Here is a 19,655-nt window from a genome sequence, read left to right as displayed (position 1 = left end):
TTTATTGCTTAAATTAGAAACGATAGCCGACGCTTATATTAAAGCCATTGGTGGAAATTTTATATTTATCTATACCATCTTTGATATCAAAGCGGCTGCCTTCATAACCGGCTGTAATTGATGTATTCATTGTTGGGTTTACAATAAATCCGGCTCCCCAACCTAAGGCATTTTCTTCTGATTTTCCATTTGTATTATTATCGCTATCGGACCATTTCAGGTTCATTCTGGATAATCCTACCTGACTGTATAAACTAATATAATCGTTAATTCTATAAGTTGGGCCAGTCATCAAAGAATAATACTTAGTATCAATCTTTTGGCGTTCTGCTGTTTCCTTTTCATCTCCTTTAGCAAAGGTAAATGATGATAACACTCCCCATTGATCATCCAATTCATATCGGTAACTCAGAGTCGCGCCATTTAGCGCTTTAACGTCTTGTGGTTTCACATAGGCATACCCGATAGAAGCTGTATGTTGTTCAGCTTGAGCAGGTAAAGTTATTGCAAATACAGAAAAAATAGCGCCACAGCTTAGTAAAAGTTTTTGCATTTAATTACACTCCATATAATTTCCAAGTAAACTAATTTATAACTATTTGAATGACTTTCTTACCAACGGCTATAATAAATATCATAATTTAGACTATTAGTATATATTTTTTAATGAAATTTATATTTTATACGCGATTAACTAACTATTATTATTACTTTCTCTTGGTGGATAGCAGTAGAGAAGGATGACTTTAATTATCATAAATAATTTGTTTGCTGTTTTAATATTTATCAATTAAATTCTTGCTTCTTTTCTTGCCAATAACTTATCTATACTAAAGACTCCCTATCTCTATATTCAGAAAAACACTAATTTATGTGCTTTATTCCAATAATAACAAATGAAATTAAATATGAGTTGTATTACTATTAGCAGAAAAATAATTTTATTTATTTCTATATAATTCGATAAGAGTGGTTGTCAGACGTAAGTAAGATAAAAATGAATAAGCTTTACTGAGTTAGCTAACTATGTGACCGGGGTGAGCGAGTGCAGCCAACAAAGAGGCAACTTGAAAGATAACGGGTATAAATATATCTGTTTCATTTGATCTGTGGTCATAACATAGGACGGAATTATTTAATCGAATGGTATGCCTATTATGTTTTTCTAATAAATTAGAAACATGAACGACAAGTCTCTGACTGCTTTAATTATCATCACCAGAGATTAAGTTTACCTTGATAAGGCTGGACTTTGCAGAAGGGGGAGTTCAGCCTTTATCATTATGCGCTTGGAATGCGTTGTGAAATTCAGTGGTGATAAGTAATTGCTACTTAAAACAGAATGGGTTGATGTATCTATTAACGGTTGACTATATTTTTATTCGTTTATGGTTGATTTCAACCATTGAATAAATGCATTAACTTTCTCATTCTGTTGTTGGGGTAGGGTACAGGTATAGTAATACTGTTTACATAGCACTTCGGTGTTGGGAAAGGGAGCGACTAATTCGTTGTTTTCAATTTTTTCCCAGATCATATTTTTTCTTCCCATTGCAATACCTGCGTGGTGCATTGCCGCGACGGCAGCTAAGTCAGAGCGATCGAAGACTATACACTTTTGTGATGGGTCCAGTGTAATATCAATGTGTTCTGTCCAGGTGTCCCACTCTTTGGTATCAGAATCGTAACTCCATGCTTGTTTATCATGCAGTAGTGTACAGTATTGCAGATTGTCGATATTTCCCATCAGGTTATATTTTTCTGCATATTGCGGACTACAGACCGGGGTAATATATTCACTCATCAGATATTGATGTGATAGCTCATTGGACATAATATCATCAAAGTAAATGGCAAGATCGATACCATAGCCGCGGAAATTCACATTTTCGTTACCGACCAGAATATTCAAATTAATGGACGGATATAGCTGATTAAAATCAGCCAATTTGGGAACTAACCAGCATTGAGTAAAAGTAGGGCGGGAGTAAATAGTCAGACTACCCGATAACTCTTGATTTTTTATTTCCAGAATTTCCTGATTCAAATGCTCCAGAGTTGATTTAATTGTCCAAAATAAACGCTTTCCTTCACAAGTTAATTCAATCTTTCTGTGAAAACGTTGGAAAAGTTTAAACCCCAGTTCTTGTTCCAGTGAACTGATTCGATGGCTGACTGCACTGGCACTGATAGCTAGCTCATCAGCAGCCAGAGCAAAAGAGCAGTGACGGGCCGCTATCTCAAACGTATGCAGTTTTGATAACTGGTTTCCATTGAGTAGCTTATTTACAACCATGAAATTATCATCTGTGTACATATTTATAATGTTTCTGTTTCATCGACGACGGAATACGAAATAATGCAACCGTATCATTAAGGCGGCATGTTTCAGATAGTTTTAGTGATTTAAATCTCAAATAAAGTAAAAAATTTGATCTGTATCACTGAATTGGCTCAATCTGGCTCATGCATGACTATGTATTAATCATTTGTCAAAAATTGAATATTCATATTCAATAGTGAAAATGCATGTAACGAGCAGAGGCTAACTGTGGGGAATGATTGAGTGAATTCACAACCTTGGGTGATAGGTACGTTACTCACAAGTATTGTGTTAATTGTATTTACGATAATTAAATTAAAAATTCACCCTTTTTTGGCGCTATTGTTGGCAAGTTTTTATGTCGGTGCATTGATGGGAATGAACCCTGTTGAGATGGTAAGTGCCATTGAGAGGGGGGTTGGTGGTACGCTGGGTTTTTTAGCAGCGGTGATTGGTTTGGTTTGTGGTATTACGCTGTTTGTTGAAGTGGGGGTGGTCTTGTTAATCCCACGGGTGTTTTCTGTTGTCAGGAAAACCAACACGTCACTGTTGAAATTAGCGATCCCATTGTGTGTGGCATTGATGGCGGTTCATTGTATTGTTCCTCTACACCTGTCTGCATTATTTATGACGAATAAACTGGGTGCGGATATTGATTCAGTCATTGTTTATGGGCTGATAGTTGCTCTGTTTTCTGCTTTGATGAGTAGCTCATTATTTCAGAAATTTCTCGGTAGCGGTCTGCCTTTTAAATCGGTTCCGGCTGAATTTTCTCAAATTAAAGTTCACAAGGAAAAGGTTTTACCCTCTTTAGGCATGACATTATTTCCTGTGTTATTGCCAATTGGGTTAATGCTGATTAAACCGGCTGCCGAATTAAATATGGAAAAAGGCACCACGTTTTATACAGTGTTGGAATCTCTCGGCAACCCTATTATAGCCATGTTTATTACCACGTTTGGTGCCTATTATACTTTGGGCACCAGGAAAAATATGGGAATTGAGTACACTGTTGACGAAAACGGAAGATTGTTTCGCCTCTATTGCTAATATCTTATTGATTATTGGTGCAGGCGGAGCATTCAATGGTATGCTGAAAGCAAGTAGGCTATACAACAACCGCAACATTTATTGTATCTATTGTTGCGTTGGCTGGGACATTTCTTCTTTCTGCCATTGTGTCATTAGAAGGCATAATAGCTCAGTCTTAAAAAATAAGAATAAGAAGTGCGAATGTGTCAGTACCAGGGAAGCCTATAAAATAGGCAGCTTTATAGCTAAAATAATAAAAAATAAACAGTAACGTAGTAATCAAAATAAGGGGAAGATAAAAAGTAGATAAACTGTGATGTGCTGTTGTTTTGTAGAAAATCGTAGTAAACATAACACATTGAATATAATGATAATTCTAATAATTAAAAAAGTAAGAGTTGTTTTTTTATATACCAGGGAAACACCAATCTTGGGTTAACACATAAATGAAAAATACTAAGATTCAACAATTACTAAATGAATATCCGTTAGTAAGAAATTTAATGGAATTGGAGGAAATATTTTGGTTTAACCCTTGTAACCCCACTTTTAAAGAGGGATTACCCTTCGTGGGTTTGAATGCAAATGACGTCGGGGATGCTGAAGCACGTCTGAATCGTTTTGCACCTTATTTATGTAAAGCTTTCCCAGAAACAGAAGCCACACATGGCATTATTGAATCAGAGATAGTCGCTATTCCTGCGATGCAGAAAACACTGGAGCAATATTATGGTGTGGATATTGCGGGAAAAGTTTTACTCAAAAAAGATAGCCATTTGCCCATTTCTGGCTCGATTAAAGCCCGTGGTGGAATTTATGAAGTATTAACTCACGCGGAAAAATTAGCATTACAGGCTGGTTTGCTTTCTGAAGACGATGATTACAGCAAACTGTTTTCAGAAGAGTTCAGGCAGTTTTTTAACCAATACAGCATTGCTGTAGGCTCCACCGGTAATTTGGGGTTATCCATAGGTATTATCAGTGTGAAGCTGGGTTTTAATGTCAGTGTGCACATGTCTGCCGATGCCCGTGAATGGAAGAAGCAAAAGCTACGTTCACATGGGGTTAATGTCGTGGAATATGAACAAGATTATGGGGTGGCCGTGGCCCAGGGCCGCAAAGAAGCGGAATCTAATCCCAATTGTTTCTTTATCGACGATGAAAACTCCCAAACGTTATTTCTGGGGTATTCTGTAGTAGGTGAGCGGGTAAAAGCGCAGCTTGAGCGAATGAATATGGTCGTTGATGGAGATCATCCATTATTCGTTTACTTGCCGTGTGGCGTTGGTGGTGGTCCTGGCGGTGTTGCGTTTGGATTGAAGTTGGCTTTTGGTGATCATGTGCACTGTATTTTTGCTGAGCCTACCCATTCTCCCTGTATGTTGTTGGGTGTATATACCGGTCTGCATGACAATATTTGTGTACAGGATATTGGTATCGACAATATTACGGCTGCTGATGGTCTTGCGGTCGGAAGGGCTTCCGGTTTTGTTGGGCGTGCTATGGAACGCTTGCTGGATGGTTTTTATACCGTTCATGATCAGGAAATGTATAACCTGTTGGGCTTACTTAATCGTGATGAAGGTATCCGGCTAGAGCCTTCGGCGTTAGTTGGGATGGCAGGTCCTGCCCGTGTTAGCGGAAACCTTGATTACCTGAATAGTAAGAACCTTCCGGTGGATAAGATGAAACAGGCTACACATCTGGTCTGGGCAACTGGCGGTGGTATGGTGCCTGATGATGAAATGACAAAATACCTGGATGCAGCCAAAATCTAATCGTAACTACTTTAAAAGTACCCGATTGGTATTATGAGTGTGGTTCATTGGTGAACTTGTTCAAAATCGGGTCTTTTTATCTGTATTTCTAGGCTATTGCTGAAAAACGTTTTGATTTGGTTTCCTTCTCTGAAAAGTCATCTCCTTCATGCTTTTCCAGTTATATTCCCGCCCACATTTGGCGGGAATATATCAATATTTTTTGTAAATCGTCTAATAAATTCATATATGCATCCTCCTCGTAACAATTTTATTACATATCAATCAACAGCCTGCCGGCATCAGGCAAGCCATTCTCAAACAAAGTAATTGTTGTGTCATAGCCTTATCATCTGGCAGATATCCTGACATTTGACATCAGATCCCTCTTGTTTAATGTAACTGTGTAAGTTACATTAATTCACACCAGCGGATCCCCTGTTGCTAAAGGTTTGAGAATGAATACATTTCCTGACCGATGTTGTTTGCTGGTGGTATTACCTGGTTATGTACCTATTGATGATTTGCAACGAAGTGCATTTATTTAGTCCATATGAGAGAAAAAATATGCCTACACTTTTTGACCCAATTCGCATTGGTGATCTCGACTTGCCGAATCGTATCATTATGGCTCCTCTGACACGTAGCCGTGCAGTGGGAGGAGGACGTATTCCCAATGCTCTGATGGCGGAATACTATGTTCAGCGCGTATCTGCTGGTTTGATTATCAGTGAAGCAACTTCAGTAACGCCACAGGGTGTGGGTTACGCTGATACTCCTGGCATTTGGTCAGACGAACAAGTTGCCGGATGGCGGTTAGTTACGGATGCGGTACATGCTGCCGGTGGGCGTATTTTCATACAGCTTTGGCATGTGGGGCGGGTATCGGATCCCATTTTCCTTAATGGGGAACGGCCAGTGGCTCCAAGCGCGATTGCAGTTGATGGTCATGTCAGCTTATTACGCCCAAAACGTCCCTTTGCGGTTCCGCGGGCTCTGGAATCTGATGAAATTCCCGGCATTGTTGAGATGTTCAGACGTGGAGCGGAAAATGCGAAAGTGGCAGGATTTGACGGCGTGGAAATACATGGTGCCAATGGCTATTTGCTCGATCAATTTTTGCAAGATAATGCCAATCTGCGTACAGATCAGTACGGAGGTTCAGTAGAAAACCGGGCTCGGTTGTTGCTTGAAGTGACGGATGCTTGCATTTCAGTCTGGGGAGCATCTCGTGTTGGCGTACATTTATCACCCCGTGGCGGTTATTACTCCATGGAGGATTCTAATCCTGCGGTGACTTTTGGATACGTCGCGCGTGAACTGGGTGAACGTGGTATTGCTTTCATTTTCTCGCGTGATCCTGTTGTTGACGGTGATTTGGGTAAGATGATAAAAGAAGCTTTTGGGTCAACTTATATTGCCAATGAGGAACTGACAAAAGAGAGTGCCGCGCAAGCGCTTGCTGACGGCAGGGCTGATGCAGTGGCTTTCGGTCACTTGTTCATCTCTAACCCAGACTTACCTCACCGGCTTTTAGTTGAATCACCATTTAACGAACAACAACCGGAAACCTTTATGGTTCCTGGGCCCGTAGGTTACATCGATTATCCTGTGCTTACCTAGGTAAGGGAATATCTTACCCGTAATGGATAGCCTAAGATGAAAGATGTTCGGGTTATTTTCCAGGGATGTGAATTAAAAGTTCTATAACGTTTTTACTGAACATCCCAGAATATCAGGTCGGCTCGTTTTACCCGAGTCGATCCTATTTCAACGTGGGGTAATTTGAAGGAGAAGTATCAATGTCAGATTCATTAAATATATCTATTGTTCGCCGTTTTTACGATTCTATGGGTGATATCGATATTCTTCGCCAGATCATGGGGAGTGACGTTGTTTGGGATATTACCGAAGGTTCCCGATATAGTGGCGTTTATGAAGGAATTGAAGATATATTGAATAATTTTTTTGTGCCACTTTTTAATGATACTGATGAATTCGTTGCAGATGGCTCTGAATATTTCGAGTCAGGTGATCATGTCATTGTATTGGGTAATTATTTGGGGCGGGTAAAGAAAGGTAAACGATTTATTTCTCGTTTCGTTCATATATGGACAGTGCGGGATGGGCGGTTAATTAAATTACAGCAGGTTGCTGATACTCTCCAGATTGAACGTGCCCATACAGATCGTATCTAACCCGGTACATCAAGCTCGTCACATTAGCTAAACCAAATGATGATATGTGGTGATAGAGCGGAAAGAGTAGGAATGTTAATCAGACAGATTGACATTCTGAATTTCACTATTTATTATGTGACGAAATTAGTTACATATCATATAACTTTTTTCTCATTTTTTGCTATTCTCAATGACATCCTTAAGATAGACAGGATCCTCCAGTGCCGACATCTACCCGTTTTGCCGTGGCTATTCATATTCTCACTGATATTGCACTTCATCATGGTCAAGCTGTGCGCTCCGAAGATATCGCAAAAAGTGTGAATACTAACCCAACTGTTGTTCGCCGGCTTTTGGGCGCTCTTACAGAAGCTGGGTTGACCTATTCGCAAATGGGTCAGGGAGGGGGAGCGTTACTGGCCCGTCCACCGGAGCAAATCTCATTACTGGATATTTATCGTACAGTTGAAGATCCATTATATTTCACGTTGCACCGCTCCAAACCCAATCCCAAATGTTATATCGGGCACAATATCACTCCGGTTTTAGAAGATGAGTTCTCGCGTATTACCTGTGTGTTGGAAGCGACCCTAGCTGAAACGACAATTGCTGACATCGTAAATCGGGTTGAAGACTGTGCGGGTTTTCCTTTTAAGCCACATGATCTAAGGTGTCAGCAGACTGAATAATTAGCGCTTGTATAGGCTCTTGTGGCACTTTACTGGGATTTTCAGCTCCATCAAGCACTTTGTCTTGGCTCAAATTTATACGAAAACAGGTGATATTGATTATTTTGATATTCTGCCTCATCTTCATCCTGTTTATTGAGCAGTTCTACCAGCCATTTTCCTGTGTCTTTTCCTATTCTGGGGTAATCAATGCGGATTGATGTCAGTGTTGGTTGTGTGTGATCACAGTTATCCGATCCTTCCAGGCAGGCAACGGCCAAATCAGCCGGTATTTTAAGCAGACGACGCTGGCATTCAAACATGACTCCCAGAGCAATCACTTCATGGCTGCAAATCACGCCTTCCAATTCAGGTTGACGTAATAACATTTCGGCGATTGCCTGACAACCAAATTGCATACTGGCGGCATTTGGCGTAGTGATATTTTGGTCTGCGTTCTGATAATGATGTAGCATGGCTTTATTCCAGCCATTAATTTGCTGATTTTGCAAACGATTATCCATTTGTGCGCCAATATAGCCAATATGCTTTCGGCCTTTATTCAGCATATGCTCAGTCAGGGTATAAGCCGCTGCGGAGAAATCCGTTTCTATATTGATCGTTGTCTGTTGTTGATGAGATCCCGCGACATTGATAATCGGGATATTGATATGCGAAATATTGTCATAGGTTTTATCTGCCAGTTGAGAACCGAAGATAACCAATGCGGCTGCGTTGCTTTGCAGCAATGTCATGATAATTTCGGCTTCCTTATTGCGGTTGTATTCATGACATCCGAGTAAAACTTGGAAAGCGTGTTTATTCAGCACCTGTTGTAGGGACTGTATAAATGTGGCGCTGGCTCTATCTGTCAGAGACGGAACAAGAACCGCGATAATATTGCTTTGACCAGAGGCAAGTACACCGGCAGCGCCATTTGGGATATATCCCAATTTCTGTATGGCCTGCTCAATTTTTTCTCGTAATTTATCCGATACCATTTCTGGTGTTCTCAATGCGCGAGAGACCGTCATTGAACCGACACCGGCATACTTAGCAACATCTTGTAATGTTACTCGCCCTGTATTACGGCGTTTTCGTGTCTTTTCCATCAATATTTTTCTGTTTTTTTGATTAACGGCTATGAATTTGACGGTGGGATTCTACCTTATCTCAGGCAAGTCGTGGGAAAAAACCATGATGTGTTTTTCGTATTTTGGTAAATTGATCAGATAACAATGATAGCGCTATCACAATAATGAATTACGATGATAGATAGCGCTACCATTTGTGACTAATATCTCTGGATAGAGAACAGGGGTATAGAAGACGGAACACAATTTCAACCAGGAGAAGCTGATGCTAAAAACTTTACTCACAAGTGATGTTATCCAAGTGATCCCTGACGCTAAAGATTGGCGCGAAGCTATTGCTATCGCTTGCCAGCCGCTGGTGGAAAACCATTCAATTTCACTCCGTTATATTGATGCTATTTACTGCTCTCATGAGGCCATTGGGCCCTATTACGTTGTCGGACCGGGAATTGCTATGCCACATGCCAGGCCTGAGGAGGGGGTCAATAAATTGTCTTTATCATTAACCGTTATTAGCAACGGTGTTGAATTTGGTTCTGAAGAAAATGATCCGGTCAAGCTATTGATTGTCTTAGCCGCGACTGACAGCAATAGCCATATCGACGTGATTTCTCAACTTGCTGCGCTGTTTGATAATCAACAAGATACGGCGCTGCTGGTAGGCGCTAAAAGTAAAGAAGAGATTCTTGCCGTTATTAACAAATATTAATTTGTATTTTTTTGCTATGGGAAAACCGTATGAAAATCACAGTCGTTTGTGGAAATGGGTTAGGTACCAGCCTGATGATGGAAATGAGCATTAAAAATATCCTGAAAGAGATGGGGATCGATGCCAGTGTTGATCATGTTGATCTGGGCTCAGCAAAAGCAACTCAAAGCGATATTTTTGTTGGTACTAAAGATATTGCAGAACAACTGGTTGCTCAGGCAGTCGATGGCAAAATTGTTGCGCTGGACAATATGGTAGATAAAGCTGCGATGGAAGCGCGTTTGTCTGTAGCGTTAGCTGAACTTGGAGCGTTGTAACCGGAGGCTGTCATGGAATTCTTCCATTTTCTGATGAGTGATGTACTGTCAGAGCCTGCGATTTTAGTGGGATTTATTGCGCTTATTGGTTTGGTCGCGCAAAAAAAGCCGGTGACTGAATGTATCAAAGGCACCATAAAAACCATTATGGGTTTTGTGATTTTGGGGGCTGGGGCCGGATTAATCGTCTCTTCATTGGGGGACTTTGCTGCAATTTTCCAACATGCTTTTGGTATTCAAGGGGTAGTACCAAACAACGAAGCGATTGTTTCCATTGCGCAGAAAAGTTTTGGTAAAGAAATGGCAATGATTATGTTCTTTGCTATGGTGATCAATATCTTGATTGCCCGTTTTACGCCGTGGAAATTTATCTTCCTGACAGGGCATCATACGTTGTTTATGTCCATGATGGTCGCGGTCATTCTGGCAACTGCGGGGATCAACGGAACTATGCTGGTGGTTATTGGTTCGGTGGTTGTTGGGGTTGCTATGGTTTTCTTCCCGGCGATCGCCCATCCGTATATGAAGAAAGTGACTGGTTCTGACGACGTTGCCATTGGGCATTTTTCTACGCTCTCCTATGTTTTGTCCGGTTTTATTGGCAGCAAACTGGGCAACAAAGAGCACTCAACGGAAGAGATGAATGTACCGAAAAGTTTGCTGTTCCTGCGTGATACACCGGTTGCCATCTCTTTCACGATGGCAATTATTTTCATGATCACGTGCTTGTTTGCCGGCAGTGATTTTGTGAGAGGAGTCAGTGGTGGAAAAAATGGGTTTATGTTCTCGCTAATGCAATCCATTACCTTTGCCGCAGGTGTATATATCATACTGCAAGGTGTGAGAATGGTGATTGCAGAAATTGTCCCCGCGTTTAAAGGCATTTCTGACAAATTAGTTCCGAATGCTAAACCCGCGTTGGATTGTCCGGTTGTATTCCCTTACGCGCCTAATGCGGTATTAGTCGGTTTCCTGAGCAGTTTTATTGCCGGTGTCATCGGTATGTTTATATTGTATGCATTGAGCATGACGGTAATAATTCCCGGTGTTGTGCCACATTTCTTTGTTGGCGCGGCGGCTGGGGTTTTCGGTAATGCGACAGGTGGCCGCAGAGGCGCTATTCTCGGTGCTTTTGCTCAGGGCTTGCTGATAACTTTTCTGCCTGTATTCCTGTTACCCGTTCTGGGGGATATCGGTATTGCCAATACGACATTCAGTGACGCTGACTTTGGTGCATTGGGCGTTCTGCTGGGCATTATTGTTCGTTGATTGGAATATCTGGAGTTTAGGGTTGAAACAGGGTTATAGATGCCCTGTCTCGATCTCTGTTATCAAAATATTAATGTAAACCATTCGACCATAATAAGCTTCAATCAATGCTCATGCTGATCTCGTGGTTTCTTAATTTTCTAAAAGCCTTTAACCAAAGAAACGAGGGAATAAACATTCAGAAAAATGATGATTTAGCCTCGTATTAAGTCCTTTATTTTGATTTATCAAATTGTTTTCCATATATCAGATTAGGGGGGGATTCAAACCAAATGTAGATTAATTAAACAAGTCAAAGAAAAATACATAATAATGAAATTGTGATTATTTATAGCAAAATATGGCCTATAGATTGAAGGTATTTAGGGGGGATATAAAGGTCATAACTATTCTCTTTGCAAAGTGTTCTTAATTCAATTGCTGAGTTAACTAATAGTTTCTGGTAGATATTTTCGAAATGTTTTTCCACAGTGCGATATGAAATTTGCATTTCGTCAGCAATATATCTATTGCTGACGCCACGGCAGAATAAAAAAATTATTACCCATTCTTTCTCTTTCAAGATAGCATTTGGTGGCTGAAATCTAATCGATATAGGAATATCATTCTCCATATAATGAGACACGGCAAAGTTATGTATTTCTCTGGCGTGAGAAATGACACCAATACATTGATTATTTTCATCCATTAATGGGTATTTATTACAAAAATAGGATATAAATCGTTCGTTTTTGTTTGGAGAATAAGTGGTAAGAGATGATATTCGCTGCATATATTGTAAGACCTTACGATCATGTTCCTCAAAAAGGTGAGTAAATTTATTAACTGGTGTTAGTAATTTCTTATCGGTATATCCGATAACATTAAAGTTTTCAGGTAAATTATTGACTTTAATAAACATTGCATTTGCATAAATAAAGCGGAATTCCTTATCTTTTACAAACCACGGTTCTGAGCTTTTATCCCACATATTAGTTAAATAAGATTTCATAATTGTGCTACACCCATTTTTTGTCTTCCTGGCTTTTGCTGTGATGAAAACGATGCCAAAAAGGCATCAACATAATTCAGTAACTGCCACATAAATTGACAACAATGATTTCGCGTTATTGTCTCATGGAGCGATTGCCATAACCGTTCTATTTTATTTAGCCACGGTGAATAGACCGGTAAAAACAACAGGGTAAATTTTGGATGTCGTGCCAGCCAGTCCTTTACCTTCTGACTTTTATGAATACAGTAGTTATCTAAGATTAATGTGAGGGTTTCCGCATGGGGATATTGATGATTCAGTTCATCTAACATTTTGATAAATAAATCAGAATTCTTTTTTACTCCTTTAACATAGGTGATTTGCTCTGTTTGGGCATTAAGGCAGCCCGCAAGGTAATGTTTTTCGTTTTTTCCCGGGGTGATAACCCGTTTTTGTTGTCCTTTGAAGCACCAGTCCGCGCCGATTTTCGGGTTTAAATCAATATCCACCTCATCTTCATAAAAAACGGGATGTTTTTCTGAAATGTTCGCTTTGGCTTCCGCGATCTTTGCCATTTTCTCATCGTATTCGGGATCAGGTTGTTTCACTGTGGGTGCCGCTCTACGCCAGACAATCCCCACCTGAGCAAAGTAACGATAAAGGACATTTTGCGTCAGAGAGAGGTTGAGTAATTCATTGAGGGTATGAGTCATGAGTTCAAGGCTCCAGCGAGAGCGGAGATAGCCTAACTTTTGGGGGGATTGCTGTAATAAGAAAAGTAAGAGGTTATAGAGCGGGGAGAGATCCCAGACAACAGGTCGGCCAACGGGTAAACTTTCGAGTCCTTCCAGCCCATATAATGTAAACCACTGAACCCAACGATTGACGGAAGAGCGTGCGGCATGAAGGGTCTTGGCGACATAAGTCACTGTCAATCCTTCATTGAGCATCAATAACGCCGTTAATCGACGGGAATAGTTCTTATCACGGGTTTTATGGATAAGTTTTCTCATTTTCTGGCATTCATCTTGAGGTATAGGTGCTATGATAGGCATCACTCAGTCCGTGTTGGGGTTTGGGATTTTTCGCAATTGATCAGATCGCAAAAATCGGACTGAGTTCCCTCCAAGTGATCTATTATTTTGAAAAGTTATTTAATAGCCTGAGTTTTGTTTAAAAATAGCAACGGACAAAGAAAGAGAGAATCTGTTTTCACAGACTCAGAGCGAGCCTAGGCACATAGGGCAGGGGCAGGTGAGAATGTAAATATCGCAGTCGGTCAGGTGCTCGGTCCCGAGCTTCTTGCACGCTTCCCGTACGGCCAGGATTTCCGCGTGTGCGGTCGGATCTCGGGTCTGTGCTACCAGGTTCGGGCTTTCAGCGAAAAGCATGGTGAGGACATTCTAAACGATGTTTGTTACGTCTACCGAGTATCAAGCTTCAATTATTCAAATGTCAATCAAGCGGACAAACTGTAGCACTATTATGAAAGGTTATTTAACTGAGGAGTAATAAAAGGGACTTTTTTACATCCTGATTGACTCATATTTGACCTTTATAACATTATTACCTTATAAAAATTTGAATAAATAGACGACATTTATAAGTAAGACAATAAAAACCTTTTTGGTGCATAGAGATCAAAACTATTTAGCCGGCAATATTCCTCCAGTTGTGAATCTGAACTAACTTTAAATTTATTATAAATCTTTCTTATGTATTCATCTATGGTTTTATCAGCAATATTAAGTAATTGGCTGATTTTCTTCTTGCTGTATTTTTGCAGAAAAAGGAAGACTACCTCCCATTCTCGCTCAGTAAGGAGGCAAGTCGGTGATTGAAACATAATAGAAGCGGGTAGTTTGCTATGGAATAGCCGAGTGAGTGAGTTATCCTGAGTTTTCCAGGCATGGAAAAGGATACCGATACATTTATTTTCATCATCATAGAATGGAAATTTTTCTTGTAAATAAGATGATGAAATTTTATCTCGTCCAAATACATGTGTTTCTAATGATAAAACACTCTCTTCATTTGTTATTACTTTCGAGTCATGTTTGATAAAATATTCAGAAAATTCACTGCCTTTCCAGGGAATGTCACTATCATATTTACCTTCATAATCATAAGTAGTATCTATATTTTGAAGTTTAATTAATGCATCATTACCATAGAGAAAACAGGAAAATTTATCTTTTATTCCCCACGGTTCGTTGCTGGTTTCCAAGGTGTTTATTATTTGTGACGAAATAGTCGAATTTTTTCTAGTCATATTTATTTTTATATAATATTCTAAAAATCATTAGGTGGTGTGAATTCCAGTGCTACCGGAGAGGTTTTTTCACAAGAATAAGAAATAGGAAAATTTTGCGTTTTGTACATATGAAAAGTGATACCGATACAACGACCATGATCATCGCAAAGCGGATATTTGTCACAAATATAGGTTTGCTTAGTTTTATTTTCGCCAAATAGATGAGTCTCCATTGAAGTCACTCTTTGCATAGTTTGAATAACTTTTTGATCTTGACGGTAATATTCTTCTTCATATTCTGCAATAGGCGAGGATAATTCATCTGTTGCAAGCCCGGTAATATCAAAATTTTCAGGCAAGGTGAGTCGTTGGTAAAAGGCAGGATTGGCATAGATAAATTTTGACTGGCAATCTTTAGCCCCCCAAGGCTCATTACTCCTATCCCACATATAAATTAATTGCGGAGTGATATTATTTGGCTTGTTTCTTATATTTGACATAGCAACTCCTTAATTATCATTTAAGTAATTATCTGAAGAGTTTTTATTGATTCTACTTAAAATAACCTGATTATATAACATATTGCAACAGTTAGTTCGTCAAAAAATAATATTTTTTATTTTTACCTGTATGTGTTAATTAAATAATTTATTATTTAATGTATAAATATCTCTATATGGTTAATATAGACATTGATATTGTTTTCTATTGAAATTATTTAAATATTTTTATGTATTTTTAATCTAAAACTTAGCATCCTTTGTCTGTATTCCTATTTTTCTTGTTTATCGAGTGTGGTTTTAAGGAAAAAACGAATGTCAGGTTGCGCAATTACTGAGATGGCGGATCGGAAGATCAATTGTTTGGTTTGCTGAAATCAACACTGGGCCGTATGAAGATTTAACGGGGTTCTGCAACCCATTAATAATTCTTTTCATTAACCTATTCCTTGTCATGGATATTATTTGAGACAGATTAAATATAGCAGAACGGGAAGATAAAATGACATCTATCTTATTGTTTTAAATAATAAATAAGTGGAAAAATAACATGTCATCTTAACCGTGTGAGTATACTCGCAGATCATATTTTTGCGCAAATAATTAGCTGAAAAGGGTAATAATGAGTCATAATGTCTGGGTGTTGAAAGCTCCCACTTAGCAGTGAAGGGCATTATTATGGTGACATGGGTAAAATTGGACGACGATTTGAAAAATCGAACTTCGTATCTGGGCGGTGTACTGCATCGTTTTGTACAAAGAAACATGTGTTAGTGTGACCAGCCAGTCATTTTGTTGCCCGCAGGATTTCTCCGGTAGAAAAATAGAGAGATGGAACGTTATCGACAGCTGACAAGTATTACCACATCAACATCCTTCCTTGTGATTTGAATTAAAAATCAATCTGGCTGACAGGTCCTTTTGTTAAAATGGTTGTTGAGCCTATCACAGTGATTTTTGTTGATATTTTAAGCCAGAATGACTCATTTGATGAGGGACGGTTAATTGAATCACTATTTTTCTTTTTATTGTGTGATGATAAGAATAGGGGGAGGGTTACGGAGAGCAGACATTGAAAACCTATCTATTACACCGCTTGAACATGGATCAGGCACAGCAAAAGCAATTTCGTTCAGTCATCTGCCGCCATCCTGGTGCAGATTTAGTTACTATGGGGGATTTAGGGTTGGTTCCGGGTCTTAATCAGTTACAGATAACGCAGTGTGTTCAATGCGTTAAGGCAAAGAATATTTGGGATAGACCATAATGGGTCAACGAAAACATCTGACGCAACACGAAGTGGAAAGTATGCTGGAAGTGGCAAAAGAGAGCTCTAATCCGGAGCGCGACTATTGTCTGGTATATATGAGTTTTGTTCATGGCTTACGTGTTAGTGAAGCTAGGTATCTACGGTTATCCGATCTGGATTTGGAAGATGGAAGTTTGTACATCCGTCGTTTGAAAAGTGGATTTTGTACAAATCATCCTCTCTTAGGCTATGAAATTCGGGCGATCAAGGCGTGGCTTAAAGTACGTAAAACTTTTCAGGGTGCAGATAGCGATTGGTTATTTTTGTCACGTTACGGGAACCCGTTGACCCGCCAGCGTATTTATCAAATCATTAGCCAGTTAGGGCAACGGGCTAATATTTCTATAGGTTCGCACCCGCATATGTTGCGGCATGCCTGCGGTTTTGCTCTTGCAGACAGGGGGGTGGATACCCGGCTGATACAAGATTATCTTGGACACAGTAATATTCGCCACACAGTGCGGTATACCGCCAGTAATGCAGAGCGCTTTCACGGCGTTTGGAGTATAAAAAGAAACCGGCATCGGGAATTACATTTCGATTATGTCCCAAGGGCTTCTGCCTGTTCAGTTGAATAAGTGGCTCTGATGTATGCGCCTGTTAAGGCGCATACATAAAAACAAGGTTAATTAATATTACCGACAATACTGGCGAATATTTTTTCATGTTTATCATGGTCAGTTTTCCTGATGAGATGACTTTATATATTGGTAATCAGTGGTCGGATATTGCTCATTGAACGTCTGCAAATAATCCGCACAGGTCAGGTTACTGATGTCATCGCCGTTTTCTAAATGTGTTTTCAGCCAATGAATAATCTGTTCCTGTAATTGCCCTTGTGGCTTATCCAGCTTTATTGCCAGCTTACCGTGGTTTTCCCATAAATTATCACCAATCACAGATGCCATCCCTTGCAGGGCGTAATCGGAATGATGCCAGGCATGCAGTAAATGACTACCCAGAACGAAGGGCTGTTCACTGCCACTGTGACCACAATTTTCAGGACGGGAGTAGATGACCGATGACTGACAGATAACCGGACCTGGGTCGAACCAGCCAGGGGCTTTGCGCCAGCAGGTGATCCATTGGTGTACCGCTGTATAGTGGAAAAGCCTGTTCTACCCAGTTATTTTTGTAAAAGTGACCGACGGGGTTAGGTTCTGCTAGTGAATTGAGCATAAAGAAAACAGGCGGCTTATCAGGCGTGCTCAGCCATTGTTGCCAGTTTATGGAAGTATTCATTCATCCTCCTGATTATTGATAGTTAAATTAACATCCCTCTGGGCTTGTAAGGCACAAATCGGTTTGACTGGAGATTTCACCTCTGGCAGCGGTTCTACCCCTTCTGGCAGTTGCAGGGACAAGCCACGTCCGGTACCGGCAACGCCTTGTCCGACTAATAAATTTGGGGAAGTCAGAATACCGCCGGGAGTTAACCGGATAAAATGGCCGCCGATTTTCAAGGTGATTTCTGACGCCGCTTCCAGCACGATTTTACCGCCACTTTTCAGGTGCGTTTCCTGACCGCTTTCAGTGACCAGTGCCTCCCCGGTCTGTAAATACTGACTGACGGTGATACGGTGCGATACATCCCCATCGGTACTGTATTTACCGGAGCCGGCGATTTTCCGGTGGTCATCGGCACTGATTTCACTGTACCGGTTATTATCGATCCGCTGTTTATGGTCGTGTTTAATATGCCAGTAAGCATCATGCTGAATATGGGCGGTCAGATCTTTCTGCCCGTGCAGGTAAATCTCTTCCTGATCTTTGGCATCTTCAAACCGCAATTCATTAAAACCGTCACCTTTGTGGGTCCGGGTTTTAAACGTGGTGCGGGTTTTTTCGGCGGGTAAATCCAGTGGTGGCCGATTTAAGCCGTTGTAAGTGCAGCCGGTGACAATCGGCCGATCAATATCGCCGTTCAGATAGGAGACAATCACCTCCTGACCGATACGGGGAACCGCCATAAAACCGTAACCGCTGCCATTCCAGCCTTGCGCAAACCGTACCCAACAAGACGCGTTTTCATCGGCCTTATCATAGCGATCCCAGTGAAAATGGACGCGAATACAACCGTCTTTGTTGACATAAATCTCTTCCCCTTTCGGGCCCACCACAGTAGCGACTTCATCACCATCCGCCAATGGCTTATAACGATAGAGCGCTCGCCAGTCCTTATAGCCGGAAATAAAACTGAATTCGTTATGCAGATAAGTTCCTGATCCGCCACTGGTTTCTTGCAGGGCCTGCGGACATTTGCCGTAATGATGAATGGTCACGATTTGCCAGCGGGTGTTCATGGCATCAATCGGATGCTCGTTGAGGTCAAAGATTTTACCGGGCATCAGCTTAAAACAGTTGCTTTGCCCACTGCCCGCCTGACGTTTATTCTGAACGGCCTGCTGACGGCGCTGGACAAACGGTTTCGCCTCCGCGTCTTTCTGAAAACGGCCGTAGCTTTCAAAGATTGAAAACAGGGTTTCTTGCCCCTCAACACGCGGATCGACATTGGCCCGGTGTGTCAGGAAATAAGAGGGGTTTTGCGGATTTCGGTCCTTATAGATCACCCGTTGCGGGGTCATGGAGACACCCAGACGCACCTGATTAACCACATTCATTTCAGTGGCGACTTGTACCTGCGGATTGTAAACCAGCGGTAAATTGGCCGTCATGCCTAAATGGCTGTCACTGAAAAACAGTTTGTCGTCTTCAAACCAGAAATTCAGCCCTTCCTCGGCGACTAACCGGGCAAAAAAGTCATAATCGGACTCACGCTTTTGCGTCACATACTCGCGCGTGTAATGAAACTCATCCAACTGGGAATCGGCCAGAATATGGTGTTTTTTCAGCAAGCTTTTAAGAATTTCCGGTACGCTTTGCCGATGATAAATCCGGCTGTCCTGATTCAGGTTCATCCGCCAGAGCGCAGGCCGGACGGTGAGATAATAAATCGTGCGGTGAGTATGGGTATCACCCAATACAGCCTGTGCGATAATGCCGCTGACCTGACGTTGTTCAACGTCGTTGAAAACCACCTGGAATTTTACCGATTGTAATAGCAGCGACTCCAGATCAATATCGGCCCGTTTACTGACCAGAGTTAAAGAGAGGGTAAACAGTTCAGATAATTCCTCCTGTAAAGAGAACTCCGCTACCGCAAAAGTTTTTTCCGGCAAATCGGTAACCTGACAGAGAAAATGTAATCCATCGTTCATAGGGACTCCTTATTTCTGGTGTTAGTTGTTTAGGTAGATCAGTAATATGGCT

At 40.8% G+C, this 19,655-nt stretch carries 20 protein-coding genes and 1 pseudogene; 10 read left to right on the top strand and 11 right to left on the bottom strand.

The features are described 5' to 3' along the window. Positions 1-13: 13 nt before the first annotated feature. Both ACUN2T_RS14925 and dsdC read right to left on the bottom strand, forming a co-directional pair. Positions 14-553, bottom strand: a complete 540-nt coding sequence (locus ACUN2T_RS14925) for an Ail/Lom family outer membrane beta-barrel protein (protein WP_445493781.1) — start codon at positions 551-553, stop codon at positions 14-16. Between the two features lie 825 nt (positions 554-1,378). After that, positions 1,379-2,317 carry a DNA-binding transcriptional regulator DsdC gene (gene dsdC / locus ACUN2T_RS14920; RefSeq protein ID WP_445493779.1) on the bottom strand — a complete coding sequence of 313 codons (939 nt, stop codon included), beginning with the start codon at positions 2,315-2,317 and terminating at the stop codon, positions 1,379-1,381. A 249-nt stretch (positions 2,318-2,566) separates the two neighbouring features. Here dsdC and ACUN2T_RS14915 point away from each other — a divergent pair. The 5 genes and pseudogenes from ACUN2T_RS14915 to ACUN2T_RS14895 all read left to right on the top strand — a co-directional run. Then, positions 2,567-3,434: pseudogene (locus ACUN2T_RS14915) on the top strand (GntT/GntP/DsdX family permease); the annotation flags it as partial. A gap of 367 nt (positions 3,435-3,801) precedes the next feature. Beyond that, positions 3,802-5,133 (top strand): D-serine ammonia-lyase, encoded by a 1,332-nt coding sequence (locus ACUN2T_RS14910; RefSeq protein ID WP_445493778.1) that lies wholly within the window; start codon positions 3,802-3,804, stop codon positions 5,131-5,133. A gap of 546 nt (positions 5,134-5,679) precedes the next feature. Beyond that, entirely contained in the window at positions 5,680-6,735 is a 1,056-nt protein-coding gene (locus ACUN2T_RS14905; RefSeq protein WP_445493776.1) for an alkene reductase, read from the top strand. Between the two features lie 179 nt (positions 6,736-6,914). Beyond that, the gene (locus tag ACUN2T_RS14900; protein ID WP_445493774.1) at positions 6,915-7,310 is read left to right on the top strand and encodes a nuclear transport factor 2 family protein; all 396 of its coding nucleotides are present in this window, start codon (positions 6,915-6,917) and stop codon (positions 7,308-7,310) included. A gap of 203 nt (positions 7,311-7,513) precedes the next feature. Then, entirely contained in the window at positions 7,514-7,981 is a 468-nt protein-coding gene (locus ACUN2T_RS14895) for an Rrf2 family transcriptional regulator (RefSeq protein WP_445493772.1), read from the top strand. A 50-nt stretch (positions 7,982-8,031) separates the two neighbouring features. On the opposite strand, the gene ACUN2T_RS14890 is transcribed toward ACUN2T_RS14895, so the two are convergent. Beyond that, positions 8,032-9,072 (bottom strand): LacI family DNA-binding transcriptional regulator, encoded by a 1,041-nt coding sequence (locus tag ACUN2T_RS14890; protein ID WP_445493770.1) that lies wholly within the window; start codon positions 9,070-9,072, stop codon positions 8,032-8,034. Positions 9,073-9,319: 247 nt separating this feature from the next. Between ACUN2T_RS14890 and ACUN2T_RS14885 the strand changes: the two genes are divergently transcribed. The 3 genes from ACUN2T_RS14885 to ACUN2T_RS14875 are packed head-to-tail and all read left to right on the top strand — an operon-like array spanning position 9,320 to position 11,349. Further along, the gene (locus ACUN2T_RS14885; protein WP_445493768.1) at positions 9,320-9,763 is read left to right on the top strand and encodes a PTS sugar transporter subunit IIA; all 444 of its coding nucleotides are present in this window, start codon (positions 9,320-9,322) and stop codon (positions 9,761-9,763) included. A 29-nt stretch (positions 9,764-9,792) separates the two neighbouring features. Further along, complete coding sequence (locus tag ACUN2T_RS14880; protein WP_445493767.1) at positions 9,793-10,080, top strand: PTS sugar transporter subunit IIB; 288 nt, start codon at positions 9,793-9,795, stop codon at positions 10,078-10,080. A gap of 12 nt (positions 10,081-10,092) precedes the next feature. Then, on the top strand, positions 10,093-11,349 hold the full coding sequence (locus ACUN2T_RS14875; RefSeq protein ID WP_445493766.1) for a PTS ascorbate transporter subunit IIC: 1,257 nt from the start codon (positions 10,093-10,095) through the stop codon (positions 11,347-11,349). Between the two features lie 328 nt (positions 11,350-11,677). Here the strand turns inward: ACUN2T_RS14875 and ACUN2T_RS14870 are convergent, their stop codons facing one another. The 5 genes from ACUN2T_RS14870 to ACUN2T_RS14850 form a co-directional block, all read right to left on the bottom strand. After that, positions 11,678-12,340, bottom strand: a complete 663-nt coding sequence (locus ACUN2T_RS14870) for a helix-turn-helix transcriptional regulator (protein ID WP_445493765.1) — start codon at positions 12,338-12,340, stop codon at positions 11,678-11,680. Next, positions 12,337-13,377, bottom strand: a complete 1,041-nt coding sequence (locus ACUN2T_RS14865; protein ID WP_445493697.1) for an IS630-like element ISPlu16 family transposase — start codon at positions 13,375-13,377, stop codon at positions 12,337-12,339. The genes ACUN2T_RS14870 and ACUN2T_RS14865 overlap by 4 nt, the downstream gene beginning before the upstream one ends. 165 nt (positions 13,378-13,542) lie before the next feature. Continuing rightward, complete coding sequence (locus ACUN2T_RS14860; protein ID WP_445493764.1) at positions 13,543-13,713, bottom strand: deaminase; 171 nt, start codon at positions 13,711-13,713, stop codon at positions 13,543-13,545. A gap of 209 nt (positions 13,714-13,922) precedes the next feature. Then, complete coding sequence (locus ACUN2T_RS14855; RefSeq protein ID WP_445493763.1) at positions 13,923-14,594, bottom strand: helix-turn-helix transcriptional regulator; 672 nt, start codon at positions 14,592-14,594, stop codon at positions 13,923-13,925. 20 nt (positions 14,595-14,614) lie between these two features. Then, positions 14,615-15,076, bottom strand: a complete 462-nt coding sequence (locus ACUN2T_RS14850) for a PAS domain-containing protein (protein WP_445493762.1) — start codon at positions 15,074-15,076, stop codon at positions 14,615-14,617. 1,072 nt (positions 15,077-16,148) lie between these two features. On the opposite strand from ACUN2T_RS14850, the gene ACUN2T_RS14845 reads away from it, so the two are divergent. Together ACUN2T_RS14845 and ACUN2T_RS14840 are read left to right on the top strand one after the other, a co-directional pair. Beyond that, on the top strand, positions 16,149-16,343 hold the full coding sequence (locus ACUN2T_RS14845) for a hypothetical protein (protein ID WP_445493761.1): 195 nt from the start codon (positions 16,149-16,151) through the stop codon (positions 16,341-16,343). After that, positions 16,343-16,963: a tyrosine-type DNA invertase gene (locus tag ACUN2T_RS14840; protein ID WP_445493760.1), complete on the top strand. Its 621-nt coding sequence runs from the start codon at positions 16,343-16,345 to the stop codon at positions 16,961-16,963. Before ACUN2T_RS14845 ends, ACUN2T_RS14840 begins: the two co-directional genes overlap by 1 nt. Positions 16,964-17,062: 99 nt before the next feature. Here ACUN2T_RS14840 and ACUN2T_RS14835 read toward each other — a convergent pair whose 3' ends face one another. From ACUN2T_RS14835 to ACUN2T_RS14825, 3 genes are all read right to left on the bottom strand, one after another. Next, positions 17,063-17,284 (bottom strand): hypothetical protein, encoded by a 222-nt coding sequence (locus ACUN2T_RS14835; RefSeq protein WP_445493759.1) that lies wholly within the window; start codon positions 17,282-17,284, stop codon positions 17,063-17,065. A gap of 100 nt (positions 17,285-17,384) precedes the next feature. Further along, on the bottom strand, positions 17,385-17,627 hold the full coding sequence (locus tag ACUN2T_RS14830; RefSeq protein ID WP_445493758.1) for a hypothetical protein: 243 nt from the start codon (positions 17,625-17,627) through the stop codon (positions 17,385-17,387). Further along, complete coding sequence (locus ACUN2T_RS14825; RefSeq protein ID WP_445493757.1) at positions 17,624-19,603, bottom strand: type VI secretion system Vgr family protein; 1,980 nt, start codon at positions 19,601-19,603, stop codon at positions 17,624-17,626. Before ACUN2T_RS14825 ends, ACUN2T_RS14830 begins: the two co-directional genes overlap by 4 nt. Between the last annotated feature and the right edge of the window lie 52 nt (positions 19,604-19,655).

It is taken from the genome of Photorhabdus machadonis (genome assembly GCF_052657765.1).
The sequence above is the reverse complement of the archived record's forward strand: the minus strand, read 5'-3'. Positions and strand labels throughout refer to the sequence as shown.